This is a genomic window from Spirosoma sp. (genome assembly GCF_026391055.1).
Taxonomy (GTDB): Bacteria; Bacteroidota; Bacteroidia; order Cytophagales; family Spirosomataceae; genus Spirosoma.
Window position 1 is genome coordinate 38,082 of the sequence record NZ_JAPLET010000024.1, and the last position, 23,594, is coordinate 61,675.

Consider the following 23,594-nt stretch of genomic DNA (forward strand, 5'->3'; position numbering starts at 1 on the left):
TGAGCTGGTATGGGCGCTGTTACAGATCGGATAGCAAAACGACCCGTCAGCTACGGAATGAATGATACGGTACTTATACTGATAAGGTTAATATATCGGTTACGACCTACCTCATACATCGTATGCATACAGACTGGCTTTTGCTGAGTTACTAAAACGAGCACCCCACTACAGAATCCGTTTGAGTCCCACAAGGATACTATAAGCTAGTAGTAACAATTAATCACTAATGGTCTTTACCCCGTTCAGGCGATAAAATAGGTGAACGTACGCTTAACTGACTTAGGCGTTGAGTACCGTAGGCTCATGAGAATAGCGCCCAGCCGACTTCCGGACAACTTCCATACGCTCAGTTTACCAGATTTAACGCGACAATTCAAATCGATGCGGAGGCTTGAGTTATCAAGGCAACGAATACGGAGCTGATTTACTCCTTCATTTGGTTTGGCAACGAATTCAGACATCAGCGAATGATGTCGGAGATAATGTGTCAATTGAAGAGCGGCTGACTGAGATAAACACAACTTCAATGCATCAGGTACCAAACCAGAGTAACTTGTGGCAGTCAATTCTTTACTAGGTTGTTGATGCAGCCAGAATGCTACGTCATAAAACAGCAGCTGATGGTCAGAGATACTATCCTGCCGGTTTAGCCAATGTGTTAGAGCATCGCTCCAAGTCGCCAATTGCCCGTTAATCGGCTCCGACCAGTTCGTTTGTTGCGTGTACTCCAGCAGCGTAGCGGTAATGGCCTGAATCAGGTATAATATTTCGGCCAAAGCCGTGTCCAGCTCATAGGTTTCCCGAAACAGCTTCCATTCCGGACGGTTCAGCGTATCGTCGATCAGGCGCCGGGTTGTGCTATAGTCCTGATTGCCAATCCGTGTTGCAGACTGGTATAGAAAGTGAAAGAGATCATAGAGCCCCGGCAACTCGTCTGCGTAGCGTTCCCAATCCACGATACTCACCTGCCGGTTCGTCAATAACACAGTCCAGGGAGTAAAATTGCCATGGGCAGCAGCAATCGGTACGGCGATCTGATCATTAAGCGACCGCATCAACAAGTTCAGTTTGTCAAGTAAACCGGTTGGTATCCGTGGATCGTTAGCCGCCTTTAGCGCTGCCAGGTTTTGGTGAGCCTGCTGCCAGAAGCCGGTCTGATGTAACGGTTGCGTATGCCAGTTTCGGCTAAACAATTCCGGCAAAACACGTTCGGGTAACTGAGCCAGCTGATTCGTTTGTGGCGTACAGGTTACCCCCATATCTTCCTGAATCAGAAACCCGGTTGCAATAAATCGCAGCGAATACGCCGTTAGTTTGGGGGTGTTAACCTGCAAAAAAGGAGCCTGCTGAAGATGGCGCAGCGCCCGCGCTTCCTGTCGTAAGCCGGTTAGTGCAGCCGGTCCTACGGCAATTTTGGTTAGATAGCGTTTTCCCGAACGCATGCAGTGCCAGATAACTATTTTGCGATTGGGCCCGGGCGCACCGGTCGATAAAGCCCAGCGTTTTATATGACTTTGCCGTACCAGCTGGTTTCCGCTTTCGGATGTGTAGAGCGTCAGCCGGTCGTGAGCCACCAGCCGGCCTAACCCCATACGAAACAACAGCCTGACCGTCCACACAAACAGTTGCGCTCGTCGGTTATCAACCTGATAAAACCGTAAGAAGTCCGGCTCTGTAGCCTCTACCGGCCATAACCAGCGGATACTACCATCAGTATTTCGGTACAGGTAACTGTCTATCGGATAAGTAAATTCAGGCGAAGATGCCGTAACCACCGGAATACCAATCGTATGCAGGCCTCGACGGAGTCGGTCAATATCAGTTGTATAAGCAGCGGGCAGATTCATATAAATAAGCGTTAGCAGTGGTATACCAGCCTAAATCAACTCAATGGTGTTTATAACCAGTTGTGTAGTCTGTAAATTAGACTTAAGGTTTCTTTACTGCTTTGGTTCAATGCCGAGCATGTTCCGCAATTTTTTCCATTTGCCCTGCGGATGCTGCTTAAGAAGCTCTATCACCTCCTGAACTTTTCTCAATACTGAGCCTATACGCTCGAACTCATTGCGCCCTTTGATAATATAATCGAAGGCACCATATTTCAGGGAATTGACCGCGACCTGTACATCTTCCTGGCTGGAAACAACAACCAGATAAATGTTGGGGTTGAAGCGCTTTATTTTCCGTAAAACATCAAGGCCGTTGAGGGGCTCCATGTGATAGTCCAGGAAGATAACGTCAGGCTGTTCAGTCAGACTGTTCAAGCATTCCTGCCCATCCATAAAGAATTTCACATTGGTAAAGCCAAGGTTGCGGACATGCTGTTCATAAAGACTGCCACAAAATGCATCGTCGTCAAGAATAAAAATGGATAAGGATTTGTTATTTTCCATGTGTATTTATTTTATACTAACTAATTGATCTAATACTATGCCAGTGGGCAAATACCCTAATTATCAAGCTGTTGACTACAATAGTCTACTAGATAAGTCTATCATTTGGAATAATTTTCCACATTATGGAAAGTTGCCTATTATTAACGTATGAGCTATTATATGCAAATATAGTTTATAATATTTTACAAAAGTAAATACTCAACTATCAGTATTTCTGCTTTTTATTAGAATTTTTCAGGAATAAGGTTAATTTGCCATTATTCCTAGATATTTAGTATACAAATATGGCCTTTGTATGACAAAAGAGGGTATCATTGTCTTTTATCATACAAAGGCCATGTGTAATTCAATAGCTGTATTTATAACTTCTGGGGAGTTGGGCTGCCAGGTGGTCGTAACTCCAGAAGCGTCATGACCTCCTCAATTTTTTTCAGCACAGTGTGTATTTTATTCAGGTCATCATGACCTCTGACTATATAATCGAACGCTCCATATTTACGCGAGTGTGCGGTAGCCTCTCTGTTCTCCTGATCAGTAAGAACGACTATGTAAATATCCGGATTGATGCGACCCACTTTGCGAACGATATCCAAGCCATCCGGGGATTTTGACGGGTAATCCAGGAAGATAATATCCGGTCTCCTGCCAAGCTGCTTTAAACAGGTTTCTGCGTCTGTAAATAAGTCAACATCAGTGTAGTCAAGATTACGAATATGTTGTTCGGTAATAGTTCCACAAAAGGGATTATCATCCAGAATAAATATTGACAAAGATCGTCTGGTTTCCATAGATAATTCGTAAAAGCACGCGAAACCCAAAACTATGCCAACAAACATGTATACTGATTATCAGGCCAAAATCAACATTTAATCTTTTTTAGTTTCCATATAACGGAACATTTTTCCATAATATGGAAACCAATCTTATCCGCTTTTCCAACTTATGTAAATGAATAGCGTCTAATTTTATACCTAGTCTATATTTTTATTTCCAGGTTAAATAAGGGACAAAGGTAGAGCATTAAAGAGTGTTTCAGGGTATCTATTTATCATAGGCTACGGCCAGGGGTGCGTTTCCTGATTTTTATCAAATCTATAGTTAGTTATAGTCATAAAGCATCCGGCATATATCTGCTTATTTCGGCCCGTCGACCGGCCTAATTAGTGAAATAGTCCAACTAATCAACCAAAACGACGCGTACACTTATTTCTCTTAATGACTTGGCTATGGATAAAGACTTACTCGGGAAAACGGCTCTGATAACCGGAGCCGCTTCCGGCATTGGTAAAGCAGTAGCAGAACTCTACGGGCTGCGCGGGGCAAATGTGATGATCTCTGACATTGATGAGGTGCAGGGCAAGCAAGTAGCTGAGCAACTAACAACTGCCGGTGTAAATGCCCGTTTTTATAAAAGCGATGTTAGCGACCCGCTTCAGTGCCAGAAACTGGTACAGGAAACTGTTACTGTCTTTGGCGCCCTCAATATTGCCTGCAATAATGCCGGGATTGGGGGCGAGTTGAATATGACTGCCGATTATAGTCTCGAGGGCTGGCACCGTATAATCAATGTGAACCTCAACAGCGTATTCTTCTGCATGAAATACGAGTTAGAGCAAATGCTGAAGCAAGGTGAAGGCACCATTGTGAACATGGCTTCTATTTTAGGGCAGGTTGGTACGCCCGGTTCGCCGGGCTACGTAACCGCCAAACATGGCATGGTGGGCCTCACTAAAACGGCGGCTATTGAATACGCACCCCAGGGCATTCGCATCAATGCCGTCGGGCCGGGTTATATTGATACTCCCCTGCTATCGGTGCTATCGGACGACGTCAAACAGCAGTTAATTGGACTTCACCCCATTGGCCGTTTGGGTAAATCAGAGGAAGTGGCTGAGCTGGTTGTCTGGCTCAGTTCCGATAAAGCATCGTTCGTTACGGGTTCGTATTATCCGGTCGATGGCGGGTATCTAGCCCGGTAAACAGCAAAACCCTCCGCATAACCGAAAACAGCAGCTATGCGGAGGGTTAGGTTATTGGTCAATCAAAAGACAGGGCTATCTTACCCTATCTTAGCCAGCTTCTTAACGGATGGAGCTAAACTTACGGAGATCCGTATTCAGTTCCTTCAAAGCCACTTCAACACCTCGTTTAGCTCCCTCCTGAAACACTGCCATAATTTCTTTAGCCTCAATCCGGTTGGGATCGTCCAGGTTGTTATTGACGAACTTATCCCGCAGGGTCAACAGTCCGCCACCCAACGCCATGGCCAGCAACGGATTAAAGTCAAACCACGGAATGGGTGGATTCGGCTCCTGTTTTCGATTGTTTAGCCACGGGTCAATCAGTTGGACAAATTCAGGCAAAATAGGCCGCACAATGTCAATCAGTAAGATCAACCGTCGGCACTGACTTGCTTTTTTCCCCAGCACATCAGTGGCATGAGTGCCAATGCTGTATAGCAGAGACGGCGTAATTCGCTCGAACCGCAGAGCCGGATTGTCCATGGTGGCCTCCAGAATACGGTGTTCAACTACCAACTGCCAAAGTAAGCGCGACCGGAAACAGGTGTGGTTAGTAGTTCGTGAAAGCCATACCGCCGTGTTGATGTAGTAGTGTTTAATCTGGGCCAGGTGTTGTTGTCCCGTGGCAGATGCCATAAAGCCCAGTCCCTTTACGTTTGTATCAGGTTCGGAGGCTTCGCCAATCAGGTTAATATTCACGAAGTGATGCCAGGTCGAATCGGTCACTATCCGCCCGATGTTGGCTTTATGGCCGTCGTAGGCACAGATGGCACCGAAGGTTTGCGCCTGCGTTGCCAGCTTGGTGCCTGCTGTGTTACCGGCTAGTACCGTTGAATAGGCAATAATTTCGGGGGTTATCCCCATCGGAAACTCGGGGGTTCCATCTTTTTCGTAATTGCCGGTGAGGTCTGTCGGCTCTACGCATTGTCCTTCGTGAGGGTGATCGGGCAGCACCTTGATACGGCCCAGCGGGCTGCACAAAATAGGATGCGGGTAGGTTTCGCGTAGAAAACCGCCCAGTGAACTAGAGTACAAACGAGGCTGTATTTCCTGAGGAACGTCATCCGATTGGTCGTCAAATTGTGAACCCGAGTCATGCCCAATTCGGTTCGTATCGTTTCGGTTGGGGTCCTGCATCCCTACATTGCCACTGGCGTTGGTCCAGAGCCGCATCTTGCGTACCCGCGAAACAGACCCACCCAGAGCTCGGCCCAGTTCTCCGTGGTCGCCGGTGGCAAATACGCCCCCGCCGTTATTCATAAATGTACTTAGAAGCACCAGTTCAGCGTCGGAGAGGCCTACGGGCGATGCGTCGAAGCCGAACAGCCAGACCTGATCGTACATCGTGTCGGAGAAATGAGAACCGTCGGTAAAGCGAAAATTCGGGATGCTTCGGGAAACCGGCACCCCCGGATTGCCAACAGCAAGGCCCCGGTGAGCAATCGTGATTTCGAAATCGACGTAACTGCGACCGTCATTGGACAGAATAGAAACAAAAGTAGACAGGCCGAAATCGCCCAGGCCAAAGTTGAGAGTACCATCGGTAAGCAACAGAAGTCTCACCTTACAGGGTCGGCGCCACCAGGGGTAAAGTTTTTCGGGCGACAGCTTCAGAAGGTTAGTCCGTTCTTTGATCGCCTTACTTAAATGCTCATTCTCAGAAAAGAAGATTTGTGCAGGCATAGCTTTGCGGTAGTTTAGATGGGGTTTGCCGGTTAGTCGTAGAGCAGGACGAACCCGCAAACAAAGCCTTTGCCTTATTTGCCGAACTGCGTATACCCCCTCTCCAGACAAATTCTTTCACACTTCTTCAGGACTACCAACTTTTCTGCTCTATTTAAGTAGTAAGAGTATGTTCAACTACAACTCAACATCTTCGTTATGAAAACCCTAGTAGCATTCAGCCTGATTTGCGTAAGTAGCTGCGCTTCTCAGGATAATACCAGCCCCTGTCGATCTCCCCAAAAAATAAGTGTGGATCAACGATGTTATAAAGGTAACGGTCTGGCACTGACGGCTAGTGAATACGGTACCTCTCCCTCAAGTTTCGAATGGAGTGTATATGCGCTTAAGGATACGGCGCAAATCCTCGGCTTTACGCCCCAGGATTTAAAAATAAAGATAAACACCGCCAACGAGCTGATAATACCCGACAGTCTGGCGACTAACAGCCAGCGACTGATCGTAACAGTAGCGACCAACTGCCAGGGCGAACTCAAGCGGTCTATCTATTACGCATTTATTAAAACGCAGTCGGCAACGGATAGCTGCACGGTTTGGCAACCGCAGCATGGATTCTAGTGCTGGGCTGACCGTGTCTCTTTACTCAGGAATGAGGCCAATAGCTATCGAATGCTGCCGGGCGTCTGCACTGTGCGCGAAGTAACAGCTGGCTACTCCGTTGGCTTCTATACTGGCCATCAACTGCTTGGTGCGGACTTTATGTTCGGCATGAATTTGACGGATGTACACGCAACGAATCTGGCGGGGAAAGTGCCGGACAACCGACTCATATATGATTGGGTCCTGCTGCGAATCGTCGCCGAGCAGGATAAACTGCTGATTCGGGTAAGTGTTGATAATCTGCTCAATCCGGTCGAATTTAGTATGGTGCTTGCCTTTCCCCGTTTTTAGTACCTGCGACAGACGCTTGAGCTGACTCAGGCGATACACACCGTTTGGCAACTCGTTTTTTGTCGAGAATTCCAGAATATAATCGTATAAATTCCACTCGCTGCTCGACACATAGAAAAACGGATTTGTAGCCTTCAACCCACTATTGGCTTCGGCAAGCAGCTTATAGTGCGCAACGACGCCTTCGAACGGCATTCGGCTGTGCGCGTTTTCAGTCAATAAGACCAGCAGACGCTTGGCAATCGTGGCCGAGTGCGAAACCAGAAATGTATCGTCAATATCCGAGATACAAATGAATTGAGCCGGGTGCGGAATCAATACCTGGCCTTCGCCTTCTGCCAGTATTTGTTCCGGGTCTATAGTTTGCGAAATGAGCTGCGCCCGAACCGGGTGCCAGCCAGGCGTCAATGGATGTATTATGGGAAGCTCGACCTGAAAACAACCATCGTCGTCGGTCATGACAGTAACTAGCTGTTCACTGAAGCGGATACGTACCATTGTTCGCGGATACGGCTTCACCAGAAATAAGCGAATGACTGCCAGCAGGTTAACCAAGTCAATATCGCGGTATTTTTTCCGAGGTATCGGGCTCCTTCTGAACACATGGCCGTAAATAGTCAGCTGTTTATCATTACCAAAACCACGATAAATCTTCACTGTGGGCTGGTCGGTCAGCCGCAGTAATGTTAAGAAATAACGTTTTATCTTACCCTTCAGGGTTATTTTTTGTTTATCAGGGTGAGTGGGTTGCACAGCTTTCATACGTTCAGTCGATACTCGCCATCTTATAACACATAATCTACGCAGAAGTTGACCTTTTTATTCGCCATAAACCCCGTTTCGGGCGGGGAAGAAAAAACTGCCTGGGAAGAAGGTATCCAGTCATACTTTGCCGATAAACCCCATACTGTTCACTTATTTCATCTTAATGGGAAAACAGATGATGAACAGATTCGGCAGCAACTCGAAATCCATAAACCCGACCGCGTGGTAGCCGTGGGTGGCGACGGAACCATCAAGATTGTGGCAACAGCCCTGCTTAACAGCGGTATTCCTCTGGGTGTTCTGCCCGCCGGTTCAGCTAACGGAATGGCGCGCGAACTGGGCATTCCGCCCGATGTTGAGGGTAGTCTGGATGTGCTGGTCAATGGAATCGAGAGAGCCACCGACATCATAGCCGTTAACGATAACGACGTTTGTTTACATCTGAGCGATATTGGTATGAACGCCCAGTTGGTTCAGCATTACGAAAAAAACAACCTGCGGGGCAAACTTGGCTATCTCCGCAGTGTGGTCAATGTGCTTCAGAAACGGCGCTTACTCCGCGTAGCCGTTACAATTGGTGATGAATGCGTGCAGCGGGCTGCCTTCATGATTGTACTGGCCAATGCCCGCATGTACGGCACAGGTGCGGTTATTAACCCAGATGGTACTCCCTTCGACGGCCAGTTCGAAGTCGTTATCTTCCGTCGACTGTCGTTCTGGGAAATCATCAAGCTTTTCTGGCGCTATCAGCCGTTTAACCCCAAGAATATAGAAATTTACCCAGCTACATCGGTCACGATTGAAACCCACCGGAAGGCGTATTTTCAGATAGACGGCGAATATCGAGGGCGGATCACGAGCCTTAGCGCAACTATTAAACCAGGTGCCCTGACTATGCTTGTTCCGGCGTCGGTGCTATAAACATTTGCTTTAAAGGGCTAGACAAAGCTCCATCAGACCAACTGATTCACCAGCACTCGTTTGGGTTGGCTGTAAATATTAAAGCGGTTATCGCGAACAAATCCGGCCATTGTCATATGGGCCTCTTTCGCCATCTGAACCGCGAGGCTCGACGGAGCGCCTACGGCAGCCAGCAGGGGAACACCAGCCAGCCAACTTTTCTGAACTAGTTCGACCCCAATGCGGCCACTCAAAAAAACGCCGTATTGGGCCAGAGGAAGCCAGTTTTGCCAGAAAGCGGCTCCAATAAGTTTGTCCAGCGCATTATGGCGACCAATGTCCTCCCGGACGAGTAACAGTTTACCGTCCGCATCGAACAGGGCGGCAGCATGAATACCTCCGGTATAGGCAAACGCCCGTTGTATCTGACGAACCTGATCCGGTAACGCATGAAGAATGGCAGGCTCAACCGAGAAATCGCTCAATAGCGGACCCGGCGTGAGGGCCATAACCGCTTCGATGGTGGCTTTCCCACACAACCCGCAACTTGACGAGGTAAATGTGTTTCGTTCCAGCCGCGCCCAGTCGACAATAACATCGGGGTGTAGCTCTACCCTCATCACATTACCTTCCTTCTCGGCATCCTGAACACAATGTCGGCAGGAGACAATATCGGCTGAACGTTGAACAATGCCTTCGGTAAATAAGAACCCCATCGCCAACTCTTCATCGTGGCCGGGTGTTCGCATGGTGACCGATATGGAGCGTTGCTCCCGATTGGAAGCAGGGCCAAAGCCAAGGCGTATTTCCAGCGGCTCTTCAACAGCGAGCAGATCAGGCGCTTCCGAAAGACTTTCGCCTAGGATTTTATGAACGGTAACCGGCGCAACAAGAGACATTTCCAGCCAATTTAGTTTGTTTATACTAACCCGCTACGCCCATAAATGATTACGTAGGCGGGCTAAAAACTAATTGAAGCGGACGCTTTTAAGGCAAAAGAGTTCAGCGGTAACCCATTGGGACTATCATTCAGGTAATTAAGCCTATGGATAGCCTGGATTCGGATAATCTTGAAAATATTGTCGATGCCGTAACCCACTTCCATATAAGGTTTGTTTCCATCTAGGCTTCCGAAGTAAATAGGTCTTGTTCCACCGGGTAACAGTTTAAACGACTCAACATCCCGATTGGCCTTCCGTTGCCCTCCCCACAGAGCATCGACGTTGGCAATTAAGCGCCAGTTCAATTTACGAATTCCGGGAATCCGATTAAAGAGCAGTCCTTCAAAGCGGTGCTGGACGTGTACCGCAACGAAACGGTCACTTACAAATTCGTAAAACTGCATTCGGTTAAAGGTATTGGTGGTCAGCAGGGGCGTTGGATTGCCAATGTGCGGGAACAACATCGGAGCGGGCAGCGTTGAAGGCGTAAAACCCGCCGATAGCAGATACGTCATCCGACCGAGGGGGCCGAGACGAAACGTTTGCTGCGCCCGTAAGTTAAACCGATCGTAATTGTACTGCCCACCCAATGCCTGAGAGCCGTGTGTATAGCGAATAGTGAGCACCGGAGCCCGTTTTGTGCCCAAGGTAATTCGTTCATTGCCATCCATCAGGTACTTCTCTTTCCGGGCCAGCCGGGCTTCAATTGACCAATAGGCATCGAATATATCTGATTGCAACGCTGACTGATCGCCCAAATCAGGCTGAACGCGGTAGTGAAATGGGAACACTGGGTCGAACGTTCGGGTCCCTAGGGTAGCCGTCAGCAGGATACCTTTAACAGGTTCTGTCTTAAAGTAAACTTCTTTTTGTTGGCTGCGATAGCCTCCCCGGTAGCGACCAAATCGGCTGAGAGCATAAAAAATCCGATTACCGCCGATTAATTCGGGCGTCAATCCAAGCCGCTCCAGATCATCCGCCATCCGCACGCCTGCAACAGTCCAGTGCTGCCGTGAAAACAGGTAACTTATTTCTCCACTGTATTTAAACCGATTATCCAACGTTCCGTAGACCAGGTACCCTCTCAAAATCCAGTTTCGACTAAATTGCTCATTAGTACGGAATCCGATTCGTGTTCGTAAGCCTTCCACACTATTAACGGCAAACAAATACGGGTAAGGGCCAAGGTCGAAACCGCCCACTTTATAAAATCCGGTAACGGCAACCTGCCCAACAGCTTCGGCCATTTTTACAGCCGGAACGGCCCGCAGTTTCTCAATGACCTGCCGGGTTTTCTGATCGTCTTTATTCAATGAATCGGCCCCGGCAAGCGTACTCTGAACCGTATGCCAGTAAGCTTCGTTGCTGGTGGCTACAGTGTCGCTTGGCTCAATTGGCTGCTCGTAGAACAGCGTTGGGTGAGTCCTGTTGACGAGAATGTTACTGTTTCGGAGGGTAACCTTCGCCCGCAAACCAAGGGATTGCTTACCCACACCCGTCAGGTCGGCATTGAGGTGAATACTTACTGGTAGCCAGCCCGCCGTGCCCGATGCGCCAGCTGATGAATCGGTTGTACTTTCCAACTCCTGTTCAATGGTCAGGTCGCGTACGTAGTTCAGGTTGGCTCCCTTACCAATCCGGGTTTCGATCTGGCACAAGGCAAAGGAGGTGGTATCGATCCAGGCTTTACCCGTGAAAGCGAGATCTTCGGGCCGTTTGGGATCAAACTGAATTTCGTAGCAGATATGATCGCCAATCTGAGTGGTGTCGGCCAGGAAAAACTCGTACCAGTTTTTCCAGTTATCGCCTACGGGTGAGGCAAAATCTTTACCCAGAATCGGAATGTAGTTATCGTAGAAATTCTGACTGACCAGGTTCGTACCACCCAGCAGCTGCGAGCTCAGCCCGGCATCGTCTACGGCTACCCCTTTTATGCGGGTTTTACGAATGTCTTCGCGTTTACGCTCGGGATTGGCTTTATAATAGTATCGGGATACGGACTCCGAAGCCAGCAGTGGCAGTACACGGTGACCTTCGTTATCGACAATGGAGTCGTGCTTGCTCATCGCTTCGTTAATCCGTTTGATAAGCGGGTTCTTTCGCATGCGATCAGTAACATGGCTCAATGCAATCTCGGTCTTTACATAACTGTCGTATTCGTAGGCAGCCAGCCGTTTGCGGTCGTTTATCGAGCGGTTTTTCCGAAGCTGCCGCAGCACGCGCCAAGCCGGGTTTTCGCCCGCTTTAACCGTCACTTCCTGCAGGGAATTCCCACCTGACTCGAGCTTAAAATCGACCGCCTGCGATACGCGTTCCGGATCAATAGCCCGACGCAGGGGTTTGTACCCCATTGAACTCACAGCCAGCGAATCGGACAAAATCTTTACGACCAGCGAGAAACGGCCTTTTTCATCGGTAAGGGTCCCACTCCGGCGTCCTACCAGTGCTACACTGGCAAAGGGGATTGGGTCTCCCGTATGGGCATCGGTAACCAGACCAGTAACGGTATAAACTGTCTGGGCTTTAGTTTGAGTAATGAGCCCACTAAGTAATAGTAACAGAATAAATGATAGAGAATGTAAAAGTGTTTTCAAGCGTTCTGTAGTCTTTGTTGCCCTGTTTACCAAGCGAAGATAGCACAAATACAAACGTTTATATGTGGCGATCTCAGCTTAGCCGTTATAAAAAGGCGCCAAAGTGTCAAATATCCTGTATCAACTGTTACAAAAGCTGATTTATTTATTATTCGTCATGTGTAAGTAATTTTACGTACTTATATTTTATCTACCAAACAAGCAGATTAACCTACTAACCAGATACGATCGGCTTCGGCTCCCTGCTCGGTCCATTCAACCAAAACCTGCTGTGACTCCAGCGTATTTACCCGTTTGCCGGTATAATCGGGCTTTATAGGCAGGTCGCGGTTATACCGACGATCAATTAGTACCAGAAGTTCTACTTTACGGGGTCGGCCAAAGGCGGTCATCGCGTCGAGGGCGGCTCGCACCATTCGGCCGGTTGCCAGCACGTCGTCGATAAGAATAACGCGTTTATTCTCGATAATAAAAGGCACGTTTGTAGTATTGGCCCGCAGGGGCGTATCGCGCCGTCGGAAATCATCCCGATAGAATGTCGCGTCCAGGTACCCCAGCGGAACATCATACCCAAGTGTACGATTCAGTTCGTGGGCTACGCGTTCGGCAAAATAAATCCCCCTCGGCTGCATACCGAGAATAACGGTATCCGCGAAATCCTGATAATTCTCAATGAGTTGCTGTGCCAGTCGACTCACAACAATTTCGAGCAGTGGACTGGACAGTATTAGACGCTGTTGATTCATGCGGTAAAAATAGCAGTAAGTCATTCATTTAGCGGTTTACCCGCACATAAATGTAGCCGAGCAGTTTATCCAGACGTTTAGTGAGGCAGCCGTATTATCACCCGGTGCTTAAACAATGAATTGATTTCTCCAATTTGAGGCTAATGACCTGTATAGTTTACGACCGTTGGATGCAGTCCTGTTTAATCGTGTTAATTTTGCCCGTTTACATTCATTGTCTATGAAATTCCTACTCGTTGGTCTGGGCAACATCGGCCCTGAATATGCACTGACCCGCCACAATGCGGGCTTTATGGTTCTCGACCGGCTGGCCGCTCAGAATGACTTCAGCTTCTCTATGACCCGCCTGGCCTATACGGCCAAATGGCAGCATAAAGGCAAACAGCTATTTTTTGTAAAGCCAACTACTTACATGAATTTGAGCGGCAAGGCAGTTTCCTACTACATGAAGCAGGAAACTATTCCCATTGAAAACATCCTGATTATCACCGACGATAAAGATTTACCCTTTGGCAAGCTTCGGCTAAAGCCCAAAGGTTCGCCCGGCGGCCATAACGGCTTAAAACACATCGATGAAGTTTTAGGCACGCAGGAATACGCCCGGCTCCGGGTTGGCATCGGCAATAATTTCTCGAAAGGAAGGCAGGTCGATTTTGTGCTGGGGCAGTTTCCGGAGGACGAACTGATTCAATTACCGGACTATTTGGACCGGGCCGGTAATGCAGCCCTCAGTTTTTGTACTATGGGCATACAAATGGCCATGAATAATTACAACCAATGATATAACTTTTTAAAGAAAATTGCACTTTTCCGGAAAAATATAAATTCATAGGAACTAAGCGTAATATTAGAATAATATTTCATTTCGCTTGAATTTTTGTCTCTATATTGACCATTTTTCATCATAAACCACATTATATTCGGAAGAAAATTTTGAAGGGGACGCTACAGGCATTTGCCATTTCAAACTTTCTATAGACATTTGTGTGTTATCTGATTGAAAACAAAATAGAACAAAACAATGAAAACGCGTGTTATCTTTGCATCACTCATTCTTGGATTAGGGTTAGTGAGTACTCAGGCAGACGCGGCTACCACCACCAACACTGATGATAGCCCGGCAGCCACCAAGCCGGCAAGTGCTATGCTTGTCAACGGTTCGCAAAAGCAGTTCGCTGCTTATATCGGACAAAACGTTGTTAAGTTTGCGCAGACTACCAATTGGCAAAACTTTATGAGTGTTGTCTCGTTGTATAACCAAAGTCCTTCGGCTGTGCTGGCTCTCAGTCCTGCCGAACGTACCAAGTTCAACGAAGCTGCTACTCAGTTACAGAATACGCTGGTCAAGCAGAAAAATGCAAACGCCAGCCATTGGATGAATCAGGCTGATTACACTACCCGGATGATCAATTATCTCTGGAATGTTAATCAGACCGCTGCCGAAGCAGCTGACATTCAGTAAGCTACATCAAATCCTGAATTAATCGGGGATTTGGAACAGAAAAGAGTAAAAGTTAGTTTTTCATGTAGAAAAGGTTAAGGGTTTAGGAATAGTCAGTATAAGGTTCTCCGCTACAGATCGGGGAACCTTATCTTTTTTTAGGGGTTACCGAATGTTGAACCCTCACGTTCCAGTACCATGACCATTCAGGACCTACGCGACAACCAATTAATCTTATTCGAGTGCATCAGCGGCAGCCGGGCGTATGGAACGGATTTACCTTCCTCCGATACTGACATCCGGGGTGTTTTTATTCTGCCACAGGCCGATCTGTACGGACTCCGCTATGTAGAGCAGGTGAACGATGCGAAAAACGATGTTATCTTCTACGAACTGCGCCGGTTTGTCGAACTGCTCGCCAAAAACAACCCAAATATTCTGGAATTACTCTGTGCACCTGCCGACTGTGTTCTCCAGAAAAACCCTTTGTTTGATCGGTTGCAGGTAAGTGACTTCCTGTCAAAGCGCTGTCGGGATACTTTTGCCGGTTACGCGGCCAGTCAGATCAAGAAAGCGCGAGGCCTCAACAAAAAGATTGTGAACCCGCTTCCTAAAGAGCGCAAATCATTACTCCATTTCTGTTACGTCGTAGTCGGACAAAAATCCATTCCGGTACCCGACTGGCTGTCGGCGCATAATCGGAGAGCCGAACAGTGTGGCCTTGTCAGTGTTCCCCACGCCCGCGATATGTATGCGTTATACTACGACGAAACGGCTTCTCTGGGCTTTCAGGGCCTGATTTCTCATGAAGACGCCACCGCCGTTTCGCTCAGCAGCGTTCCCGTAGATCAAGAATCCATCGCCCTTCTATACGTCAACCATGATGGCTATTCGAGTTACTGCAAAGATTACCGGGAGTACTGGGACTGGGTTGATAAACGCAATACAGCACGGTACGAAAATACGGTTGAGCATGGCAAAAATTACGATACCAAGAATATGATGCATACGTTTCGACTGCTGGATATGGCGCTCGAAATACTGCAAACGGGTCAAGTGATTGTTCGTCGGCCAAATCGGGAGGAGTTACTCTCCATTCGCTCCGGCACCTTCGACTACGATGAGTTGCTGGCTCAAGCCGAAGAAAAGTTACACCAGATTGATGTCGCTGCTCAGGCAAGCCTCCTACCTGAGCACCCGGACCTTTCTGCAATTGAGCATATCTTGGTTGGCCTGAGAATGGAATTATACGCAAAACGGGCCTATTAGTGGGTATATCGACACCTATCTGTACTTACTTCACACTACTCACGTGAAGCATTGGACTCTCTTTGGCAGTTGATGCTTACTTACTTTTCCCAGCAGTTAAGAACGATGCAATACAAACTATTATCTCTACTTATACTCGGTCTACTTTTTTCAAAATCACTCCTTGCACAGGAGGTTGAGCAATGGGGACGTTTTGAAAAAACATTCACGGCCAAAACGACGGCAAACCCGTTTACCGAAGTGACCTTAACGGCTGAATTGTCAAATGGAGATACAACCTATTCCGTAGCGGGATTTTATGATGGGAAGGATACATTCAGAATTCGCTTCATGCCACAGAAAACGGGCAAATGGCGGTATAAAATCAGTAGTAATGTAGCCCGGCTCAACAATCAAAAGGGAGAATTTACATGCGTAGCAGCCGCCAGAGGCAACGCCGGACCGGTTCGGGTCAGCGATACCTATGCCTTCAAATACGCTGACGGGACAAACTATTACCCGTTTGGAACAACCGCCTATGCCTGGACGCACATGGGCCAGGAAACGCAGGAAATTACGATCAACACCTTAAAAAAGTCCGGCTTTAACAAACTGCGTATGTGCGTTTTTCCGAAGAACTATGAGTTAGTCAAAGAAGCGCCCGACCTGTTTCCCTTTGAAATAAAGGAACAGAAAAAAGATGCGGACGGAAAATCGTATACCGTCTGGAACTTCGACAAGTTCAACCCGGCTTTTTTTCAGCACCTTGAAAAACGGGTCGACGACCTGAATAAGCTGGGCATTGAAGCCGATCTGATTCTGTTTCATCCATACGACAAAGGACGCTGGGGCTTCGACGCCATGCCGAACGAAGTAAACATCCGCTACCTGAAGTACTTACTAGCCCGGCTGTCCTCCTATAAAAACGTATGGTGGTCGCTGGCGAATGAGTGGGATTATGTGAAAAGTAAAACCGTTGGCGATTGGGACCTTCTGGCCAAAACCGTCGCACAAAACGACCCGTATAAGCACCTCTGCTCCATCCACGGCGCTACAGCCACTTATTACGACTACCGGAAACCCGAGTTCACGCACGTGAGCATACAGGACGAAACACCGGTTCAATCGCCAAATGCGGCCGCCATGCTCAGACATATATACCAAAAGCCTGTTATTGCCGATGAGGTAGGTTACGAAGGCAATCTAAAATCCCGCTGGGGCCGGTACAGTCCCGAAGAAATGACCTATCTCGTCTGGAACGGAGTGCTTGGCGGTACGTACGTTACCCACGGCGAGTGTTATATGGCGGCTCCGACGGACACAATTTTCTGGGCCAAAGGCGGAAATTTTAAAGGGACAAGCTGGAAACGGATTGCCTTTCTCCGACAAATCGTTGAAGCCTTTCCCAATCCAATCAGCCTTTCGGACGTTAGCCGGGACAATGTAACGGCTAGTGCCGGGGAGGGCCAGTATCTGATTTATTTCGGCAAACAAACGAGTGATAGCTGGCTCTTCAACCTCCCGGCCAAAAACAGCTCGTTTCAGAAAGTAACGGCTGGCCAGCGATTTAAGGTCGAGGTCATCGACACCTGGGACATGACCATTCAAGCAGACCCGCAGGTTTTTGAAACAGCCAGCGAAAACGACTACCGGCTGTATGACAAAACGCTTAAAAAAGTCCGGCTTCCGCTAAAACCATATATAGCGTTGCGAATATCCGAGATACGGTAATTACTGTTGATCTCAGGAAATTAGATAGACAGGATACCTGTACAAAAAATCAGCACCCTGATTCCAACCTTTTTCAGGTGACAGTGGTCTACCCAATCGACAAATAGATCAGATTCCATATCGTCCGATTTCTCGTTAAAAACAGCGCCATGAAACTTTCTAAATCCCTTCTCCAGGCTATCGCCGTTGCGGTAACGGTTACCACGCTCAGTTCCTGCGCCAAAGGCACAGTCGTCGATCCCAAAGCGCCCAATGGCGAGCAGCAGAAAAAAGTGCCGTATGACTGCCCCGGCTGTGGCCTGGGTTAATGTACCAAATGAACCTCCTGTGTAATTGATTTCCATATGGCCAGGGTATACTCTTCCATTGCCTGCAACCTGGATACCAACAGTTTACAGGCGTCGCTGCCGCTTTTTGAGTCCGAAAAAGTTCAGGCCATTGAATGGTCGTTCGATACCCTGTTTGCCTTGGGCGAGATGCCCGAATGGTTTGCTGAATTACTCCGGGCCTACAGCCAGGAAGGTCGGCTGATTGGGCACGGGGTTTTCTTTTCCCTTTTCTCCGGCAAATGGACGCCCGACCAGCAACAGTGGTTGAACCAGTTGAAAGCTATCTCGGCCGACTTCACCTTCGACCACCTGACGGAGCATTTCGGGTTTATGACGGGTGAGGACTTTCACAAGGGAGCACCCGTCAGTATTCCGTTTACAGCGTCCACACTGGCCATAGGCCGCGACCGGCTGCTCCGGCTCCAGGATGCGGGGAACTGCCCGGTCGGCCTGGAAAATCTGGCAGTCGCCTATTCGCTCGACGACGTAAAGCGGCAGGGCAACTTTCTGGATCAACTACTCGAACCAATCAACGGATTCATTATTCTGGATTTACACAACCTGTATTGCCAAAGTCAGAACTTTGCTATCGACATCACTGACTTACAGACGCTCTACCCGCTCGACCGGGTTCGCGAAATCCACATCTCGGGTGGAAGCTGGGTGCCGTCGGTCGTAAACCCGACGAAACAGATCCGGCGGGACACGCACGACGACTCTGTACCGGCAGCGGTTTTCCATGCGCTGGAGCAGGTTATCGGCCAATGCCCCAACCTGAAGTATGTGGTGCTTGAGCAGCTTGGCACCGGGCTCACTACCGATGCAAGTCGGCATCTTTTTCAGGAAGATTTCTATACCATGGACCACATCGTCGAAGGAGCCAACCGGGTAGATAGCCTGTTGGCAACCAACGCTTTCCTGCCTTTGTCTCCAGTAAGCATTCCTAAAACGCCAACGGAGAATTCAGTACTTTACCAACAACAGAATGAACTGTCGACCATTCTGGAAACGGCTACCGATTGTGCTCAGGCTCAACTGTTTCTGAGCGCATCGAGTCTGGCGAATTCAGATTGGGAAATCGAAAACTGGAAACCTGAAATGCTCGAAACGGCCATTGCCATCGCCCAGAAATGGAAAGATGGGTTCGTGCAGCGTCCTGTTATCAAGGACAGATAGACCGCACTATCGTTCCACTGACTCAACGAACTCCCTCGGCGACTGACCGCTTAATTTCCTGAAGGCCCGATTGAACGTAGCTTTCGAATTGAAGCCGCTTTCGAGCGCTATCCCCAGCAAGCTCAGATGCCTGTTCGCCGGATCGAGCGCCTGTCGTTTGAAATCATCCACCCGGTACTGGTTTACAAAATCATTGAAATTTTTGCCCATTCCGGCATTAATGACCTGCGATAATACGGACGCGTTGGTCTTAAGTCGGCGGGCCAGATCGGTTAGAGACAGGTCAGGGTCCAAATAAGGGCGTTCGTTTTCCATGTATTCCAGTAAGGTATCACGCCACGGCATCAAATCCGTTGTCAGACCCGTGGACGTTTTTACAAGTTGATCATGTACGGTTTGATTTACCAGCACCGGTTCCCGTTGCATGACATTGTCTCTGTCAGGCAACAATTCAGTCAGCGCAGACGGCTCATCTGCCGACACCGGATAAAACGTTAGCCGCCTACCGGGCTGTGCCTGTGCGTAGCCATGAATACTCACGTAATAAATCAGGACGACACCCGCCAGTTTGTCCCACCAGTTTTGCCAGAAATCAAGATTGAACGTCGCACTTATCAGCGTCATTAACAGACTGAACAACATCGTGGCTGTGAGGGCGACAAGAAAGTTTCGGAACCATCGAAAACTAATGGTTTCTGTCTCCGAAAACTGCGTTTTTATCCAGGCCCGGTAATGCCGGTACAAGCGCAGGGACAAAATCAGGTAGTATACATCCAGGCCAACACCCACGAAAAACTCAGCATCCTCCAGGTGATATGGGTATTGTACCGTTGTTTTCCACCGCTCGACAAAATCATGGCCCATCGAAAAAACGCTGAGGTGATAGGTAACCTGAACCAGAAATGGAACGGCATGCCAGATGTCGCGCCGGGAGAACCGGAAATCGGCATTCACCTGACTTTTGAGGTAGAAATAGCACAATGCCGGAAACAGATAGCCGAGTGATCGGGGAAAAAACTCCAGTTCGCGCCAGAGAATTTCGATGCCGCCGAAGCCCAGCATATACTCCCATATATTGAAGCTCTGCCCCACCAGTACCCAGCCCAGCAACCAGTCCGACAGTCGTTCTTCACGCCGAGCCCTCACCCACAATAAGATAGCATAAATCCAGCCCTGCACAAAGCCAAATAACAGGGGTGACGAATACGTGTTGAAGTCAAACGTCATCTAAAAAACCATTTACGGGAAAGATACAGCCTGTTTTGTTACCGAAAAATATTGAATGTTTTACCTTTATTCTCTTTGCGAACGGTTAAAAAGGGCGTGTCTTCGTCAATTCTCTTTCCACTCATCACGATGTCTACCTGTTCGCTGTCAGCAAAATAGACTTTAGTCCCAACAGGAAACGTCTGGGTCGTACTGCTGTAGGGCAAGAGCATAATTCCTTGTGTGCCGTTGCCTGCTTCATCAGGTTTATAGGAAATGAGCATCACCTTACGGGGAATCAAACTGTTATTTCGGAAACGAACCATAACTGTGGGTACAGTGGCATAAGTCGTCGCTTTGGGGGCTGTCAGGAGGGTTTTACCGGCATCGGCAGCTGTCACTGTAAAAATTAACCCCTCCGTAGTTTCTCCATCTGTGCTGAAATAAAGCTTACCGCCCACCGGCCAGTTCTTGGGTGTCGATTCGTTTCGGTTCATGGTAAACCCATAGGCCATACCCGGCCCTTCTGCCCGGAACATGCGGTGATAGCCCAGGTTGTTTCGGAGAGTGAACGCCACACGAGCAACCGGTTCTGCCATTGCCGGGTTTTGCGCTGAACTGGTTGAGATAACGCTCGAAAGGAGTAAGCTCACAATAAGGAATAGAGTCGCTTTCATTTGATTAGTGGGTGTTAAAACGGTTTGTCCGCGCCTGGAAGCGCTAGTGTTTGTCTCCTGTTGGCGGTACAAATGGGTTATAAATTTCCTTTTACTTTGATTCGACCCGCATCACTGTTCGTCTCCCGATCGCGGGCAGCCTTGATGTCTTTACTGCCAAATTGATAGCTGAACCGAATGGTGATACGGCGGCTCTCCCATTTACGATCAATGGCAAACTGCTGGGTCTGAAAATCAGCGGACTGTCTCCAGCGCATGGTGTTTAGCACGTCATCGACGCCGAAGGTGACCTTGCCACGCTCCTGCATGACTTTCTTCTGCACACTCAGGTTCAACGCGCCCAGATCGCCAATGCGGTAGATCGTTTGCTGCGTAGGAGCACTCCAGAACCCCGACGCCTGTGCCGACCACACTTTCGAGATCGTAAAAGAGTGCTGCATATAGCCTTCGAAGGCAAATGTCCGCTGGTCGAAACGTTCCGATGGTGACAGGCTCCCCCGAAACCGGTTCCAGGTGGCTCCGGCATAGGCATAGGTACTCCACCATTTCGTGAACTGATACGGTGTACTGACCGATAGGTTCAGTGCGTCGACCTGGCCCACATTGGCAACCGTCTGGTAAGCGTTCAGTCCCTCCTGCCGGATAATATCCGTCGTAAAATCATTGGTATGACTATAGGCCAGCTTTACTGTCGACGCCCATTTGTAGGTATAACTGGCCTCCAGGGTATGGGTGTACGTGGGACGTAAATAAGGGTTCCCTCGCTGGCTGGTATAAGGGTCGACCTGGTAAATAAAGGGGTTCATGTCCTGATAACTGGGCCGACCGATGCGCCGTCCGTAATTGACACCGAACTGACTGTTGTCGGTAGCACGGTACTGCACAAACGCCGTTGGGAAGAGGTTCAGGTAGGTTGTATCGGGTCGTTGAATCGTTTGCTGAAGCAAATCGGTCGACCGGCCGTTCACATTGGAATGCTCGACGCGCAGCCCGCCCTGCATCGACCATTTGCCCACTGAACGATTCAGCGATGCATAAGCGGCATTCACGATTTCCCGGTAGGTGAACCGATTGGTCCGGTTCACATCAACCTGTTCAGGCGCTGACCCAGTGAACGCCAGCAAGTCGTTATCGGTCGAGACATCCGTATGTTTCAAACCCGTTTCGAGTTTAAGATGGCGCTCTTTCCATTCCTTCACAAAATCACCTTTCAACGTACTAATTTTGATGTTTGTGCTGGCATCGAACCGGCGCTGGCGTTGAAAAAGAGATTGGCCATCGGCGTTGTAGTAATCACTTGTGATCAGGTTGGGCGATGTATTCTGGAAGTAGGTCAGATCGGCATCGAGGTTCAGTTCCAGTCCCAGCGTATCGGCATAGCGGTAATTCAGGGACGCGTTGGTCCGATTGTTTCGGGCGGGCTGAGCCGACGTTCCGTTCGTTGCCCGGTTCACGATACTCGAATCCAGTCCATTTCGGCTATTGATCAGTTGGGTGGTGGTGAACGTACCAAACCGGTTGCCTGACACATTCCCCGACACGATCAGCCCGATTGTGTGCCTGGGTACAGCCTGGTGGCTGTCGATGATGAAGTCGACACCGGCTTTATAAACTACAGCTCGGGTGCCATCGGTGTCGTAGCCCCGCTGGAGGAATTGCCTCCCTCCCGTTTGCCTGTCGAGCCGTACATTGGTAATCTGATAATTATCGCTTACCGCTACGTTACTAAACAGGTTCAGCCCTTTGGTACGGTAGTTTAGGTCGACAGCGGCATTGGCCCGATGGTGGTCACTCTGGCCATAACCAGCCGATGCATTTCCATTCAGTCCAAGACTTTTGTCGCGCCGGAACCGGATGTTAATGATACCGGCGCCCCCCTGGGCATCGAATCGGGCGGGGGGATTGGTAATTAACTCTACTTTATCAATGCTTGAAGCAGGTGTTGCCCGGAGCAGATTGGCGAGATCGCTGACCGACAGGTTTGTCGGTTTACCATCGATAAAAACGTTGACACCCTGCTTGCCTGCCATTCGTATGTTATCATTCGGGTCAATAACGACGCCCGGTGCCTGCTGGAGTAGTTCATAGGCCGTCTTGCCCTGCGCCGTAGCATCTGCCGCCACGTTCATCACGGTCTTGTCAACTTGCTGTTCAACAAGGGCCCGTTTGGCTCGCACCACCACGCTGGTGAGCGTTTGCTCAATCGCCAAAAGTTGCAGTGAGGAAACGCTCACCGGCATGCCGCTTTTAACCGTTACAACTGGACTCATAGCGCTCGCCATTCCCACACTCGATGCCTGCACATAGTAGTTTCCATCAACAATGTTTGCGAAGAAATACTGCCCGACTTCGGTCGTAATCGTTCCCTTCACGAGTGTCGAATCAGCAGCCTTGAGCAGTTTAACAACGGCGAAAGGAGCGGGCTGGCGGGAAGCGTCAAGTACGGAGCCGGACAACGATTGTCCTGTGATTATTCGGCCTGCGAGTAAAAGAAGAATGAGTATACAGTAGCGTACCATTGGGTTGAGTCGTTTTGTGATTGATGACCCAAAGGTGGCCGATTGGTACCCCCTGCTTCGCCCCAAAAAAGATTTGAGCCGTCTCAAATGATGAATTGAGTCTCTTAGGCCTGTGAATTAAAAAAGTCAGAACACAAAAAACCCGCTCCTCAAATACGAGAGCGGGTTTCCCATTTTCTTAACCTAAACTAAGTCCGTTGTTGTGTATAATGAATGATGGATAATGTACAATGTATGTATCCGCGCCAGCTTCATTATTATTTATTA

Annotated in this window: 20 protein-coding genes; 9 read left to right on the forward strand and 11 right to left on the reverse strand. The window is 48.8% G+C overall.

Annotated features, from left to right (window positions below; translation table 11 throughout):
- Positions 1-245: 245 nt before the first annotated feature.
- The 3 genes from NT073_RS20560 to NT073_RS20570 form a co-directional block, all read right to left on the reverse strand.
- Positions 246-1,850: a hypothetical protein gene (locus NT073_RS20560; protein ID WP_297377191.1), complete on the reverse strand. Its 1,605-nt coding sequence runs from the start codon at positions 1,848-1,850 to the stop codon at positions 246-248.
- A gap of 93 nt (positions 1,851-1,943) precedes the next feature.
- Positions 1,944-2,396 (reverse strand): response regulator, encoded by a 453-nt coding sequence (locus tag NT073_RS20565; RefSeq protein ID WP_297377193.1) that lies wholly within the window; start codon positions 2,394-2,396, stop codon positions 1,944-1,946.
- 362 nt (positions 2,397-2,758) lie between these two features.
- Positions 2,759-3,187: a response regulator gene (locus NT073_RS20570; RefSeq protein ID WP_297377195.1), complete on the reverse strand. Its 429-nt coding sequence runs from the start codon at positions 3,185-3,187 to the stop codon at positions 2,759-2,761.
- A 438-nt stretch (positions 3,188-3,625) separates the two neighbouring features.
- Here NT073_RS20570 and fabG point away from each other — a divergent pair, with 438 nt between their 5' ends.
- Positions 3,626-4,378, forward strand: a complete 753-nt coding sequence (gene fabG, locus NT073_RS20575) for a 3-oxoacyl-ACP reductase FabG (protein ID WP_297377197.1) — start codon at positions 3,626-3,628, stop codon at positions 4,376-4,378.
- A gap of 102 nt (positions 4,379-4,480) precedes the next feature.
- Here the strand turns inward: fabG and NT073_RS20580 are convergent, their stop codons facing one another.
- Positions 4,481-6,103 (reverse strand): hypothetical protein, encoded by a 1,623-nt coding sequence (locus NT073_RS20580; RefSeq protein WP_297377199.1) that lies wholly within the window; start codon positions 6,101-6,103, stop codon positions 4,481-4,483.
- A 198-nt stretch (positions 6,104-6,301) separates the two neighbouring features.
- Here NT073_RS20580 and NT073_RS20585 point away from each other — a divergent pair, with 198 nt between their 5' ends.
- Complete coding sequence (locus NT073_RS20585; RefSeq protein WP_297377201.1) at positions 6,302-6,721, forward strand: hypothetical protein; 420 nt, start codon at positions 6,302-6,304, stop codon at positions 6,719-6,721.
- Between the two features lie 21 nt (positions 6,722-6,742).
- On the opposite strand, the gene NT073_RS20590 is transcribed toward NT073_RS20585, so the two are convergent.
- On the reverse strand, positions 6,743-7,816 hold the full coding sequence (locus tag NT073_RS20590) for a phosphatase domain-containing protein (protein ID WP_297377203.1): 1,074 nt from the start codon (positions 7,814-7,816) through the stop codon (positions 6,743-6,745).
- Between the two features lie 48 nt (positions 7,817-7,864).
- Here NT073_RS20590 and NT073_RS20595 point away from each other — a divergent pair, with 48 nt between their 5' ends.
- Positions 7,865-8,740: a diacylglycerol kinase family protein gene (locus NT073_RS20595; RefSeq protein ID WP_297377205.1), complete on the forward strand. Its 876-nt coding sequence runs from the start codon at positions 7,865-7,867 to the stop codon at positions 8,738-8,740.
- Between the two features lie 32 nt (positions 8,741-8,772).
- Here NT073_RS20595 and fdhD read toward each other — a convergent pair whose 3' ends face one another.
- The 3 genes from fdhD to pyrR form a co-directional block, all read right to left on the reverse strand.
- Positions 8,773-9,618 (reverse strand): formate dehydrogenase accessory sulfurtransferase FdhD, encoded by an 846-nt coding sequence (fdhD, locus tag NT073_RS20600; protein ID WP_297377207.1) that lies wholly within the window; start codon positions 9,616-9,618, stop codon positions 8,773-8,775.
- 62 nt (positions 9,619-9,680) lie between these two features.
- Positions 9,681-12,254, reverse strand: coding sequence for a DUF5686 and carboxypeptidase-like regulatory domain-containing protein (locus tag NT073_RS20605; RefSeq protein ID WP_297377209.1), 2,574 nt, complete (start codon positions 12,252-12,254; stop codon positions 9,681-9,683).
- A 206-nt stretch (positions 12,255-12,460) separates the two neighbouring features.
- Positions 12,461-13,000, reverse strand: coding sequence for a bifunctional pyr operon transcriptional regulator/uracil phosphoribosyltransferase PyrR (gene pyrR / locus NT073_RS20610; protein ID WP_297377211.1), 540 nt, complete (start codon positions 12,998-13,000; stop codon positions 12,461-12,463).
- A gap of 220 nt (positions 13,001-13,220) precedes the next feature.
- On the opposite strand from pyrR, the gene pth reads away from it, so the two are divergent.
- The 6 genes from pth (at position 13,221) to NT073_RS20640 (ending at position 18,925) form a co-directional block, all read left to right on the forward strand.
- Positions 13,221-13,781, forward strand: coding sequence for an aminoacyl-tRNA hydrolase (gene pth, locus NT073_RS20615; protein ID WP_297377213.1), 561 nt, complete (start codon positions 13,221-13,223; stop codon positions 13,779-13,781).
- Between the two features lie 240 nt (positions 13,782-14,021).
- Positions 14,022-14,462 carry a hypothetical protein gene (locus tag NT073_RS20620; protein WP_297377215.1) on the forward strand — a complete coding sequence of 147 codons (441 nt, stop codon included), beginning with the start codon at positions 14,022-14,024 and terminating at the stop codon, positions 14,460-14,462.
- Between the two features lie 177 nt (positions 14,463-14,639).
- Complete coding sequence (locus NT073_RS20625; RefSeq protein ID WP_297377217.1) at positions 14,640-15,710, forward strand: nucleotidyltransferase domain-containing protein; 1,071 nt, start codon at positions 14,640-14,642, stop codon at positions 15,708-15,710.
- A 105-nt stretch (positions 15,711-15,815) separates the two neighbouring features.
- Positions 15,816-17,420, forward strand: coding sequence for a DUF5060 domain-containing protein (locus NT073_RS20630; protein ID WP_297377219.1), 1,605 nt, complete (start codon positions 15,816-15,818; stop codon positions 17,418-17,420).
- A 149-nt stretch (positions 17,421-17,569) separates the two neighbouring features.
- The gene (locus tag NT073_RS20635) at positions 17,570-17,728 is read left to right on the forward strand and encodes a hypothetical protein (RefSeq protein WP_297377220.1); all 159 of its coding nucleotides are present in this window, start codon (positions 17,570-17,572) and stop codon (positions 17,726-17,728) included.
- 36 nt (positions 17,729-17,764) lie between these two features.
- Entirely contained in the window at positions 17,765-18,925 is a 1,161-nt protein-coding gene (locus tag NT073_RS20640) for a DUF692 family multinuclear iron-containing protein (RefSeq protein WP_297377223.1), read from the forward strand.
- A 6-nt stretch (positions 18,926-18,931) separates the two neighbouring features.
- On the opposite strand, the gene NT073_RS20645 is transcribed toward NT073_RS20640, so the two are convergent.
- The 3 genes from NT073_RS20645 to NT073_RS20655 form a co-directional block, all read right to left on the reverse strand.
- Positions 18,932-20,152, reverse strand: a complete 1,221-nt coding sequence (locus NT073_RS20645; protein WP_297377226.1) for an AraC family transcriptional regulator — start codon at positions 20,150-20,152, stop codon at positions 18,932-18,934.
- Between the two features lie 38 nt (positions 20,153-20,190).
- Positions 20,191-20,808, reverse strand: coding sequence for a hypothetical protein (locus NT073_RS20650; RefSeq protein ID WP_297377228.1), 618 nt, complete (start codon positions 20,806-20,808; stop codon positions 20,191-20,193).
- Positions 20,809-20,885: 77 nt separating this feature from the next.
- Positions 20,886-23,327 carry a TonB-dependent receptor gene (locus NT073_RS20655; RefSeq protein ID WP_297377229.1) on the reverse strand — a complete coding sequence of 814 codons (2,442 nt, stop codon included), beginning with the start codon at positions 23,325-23,327 and terminating at the stop codon, positions 20,886-20,888.
- Positions 23,328-23,594 lie beyond the last annotated feature (267 nt).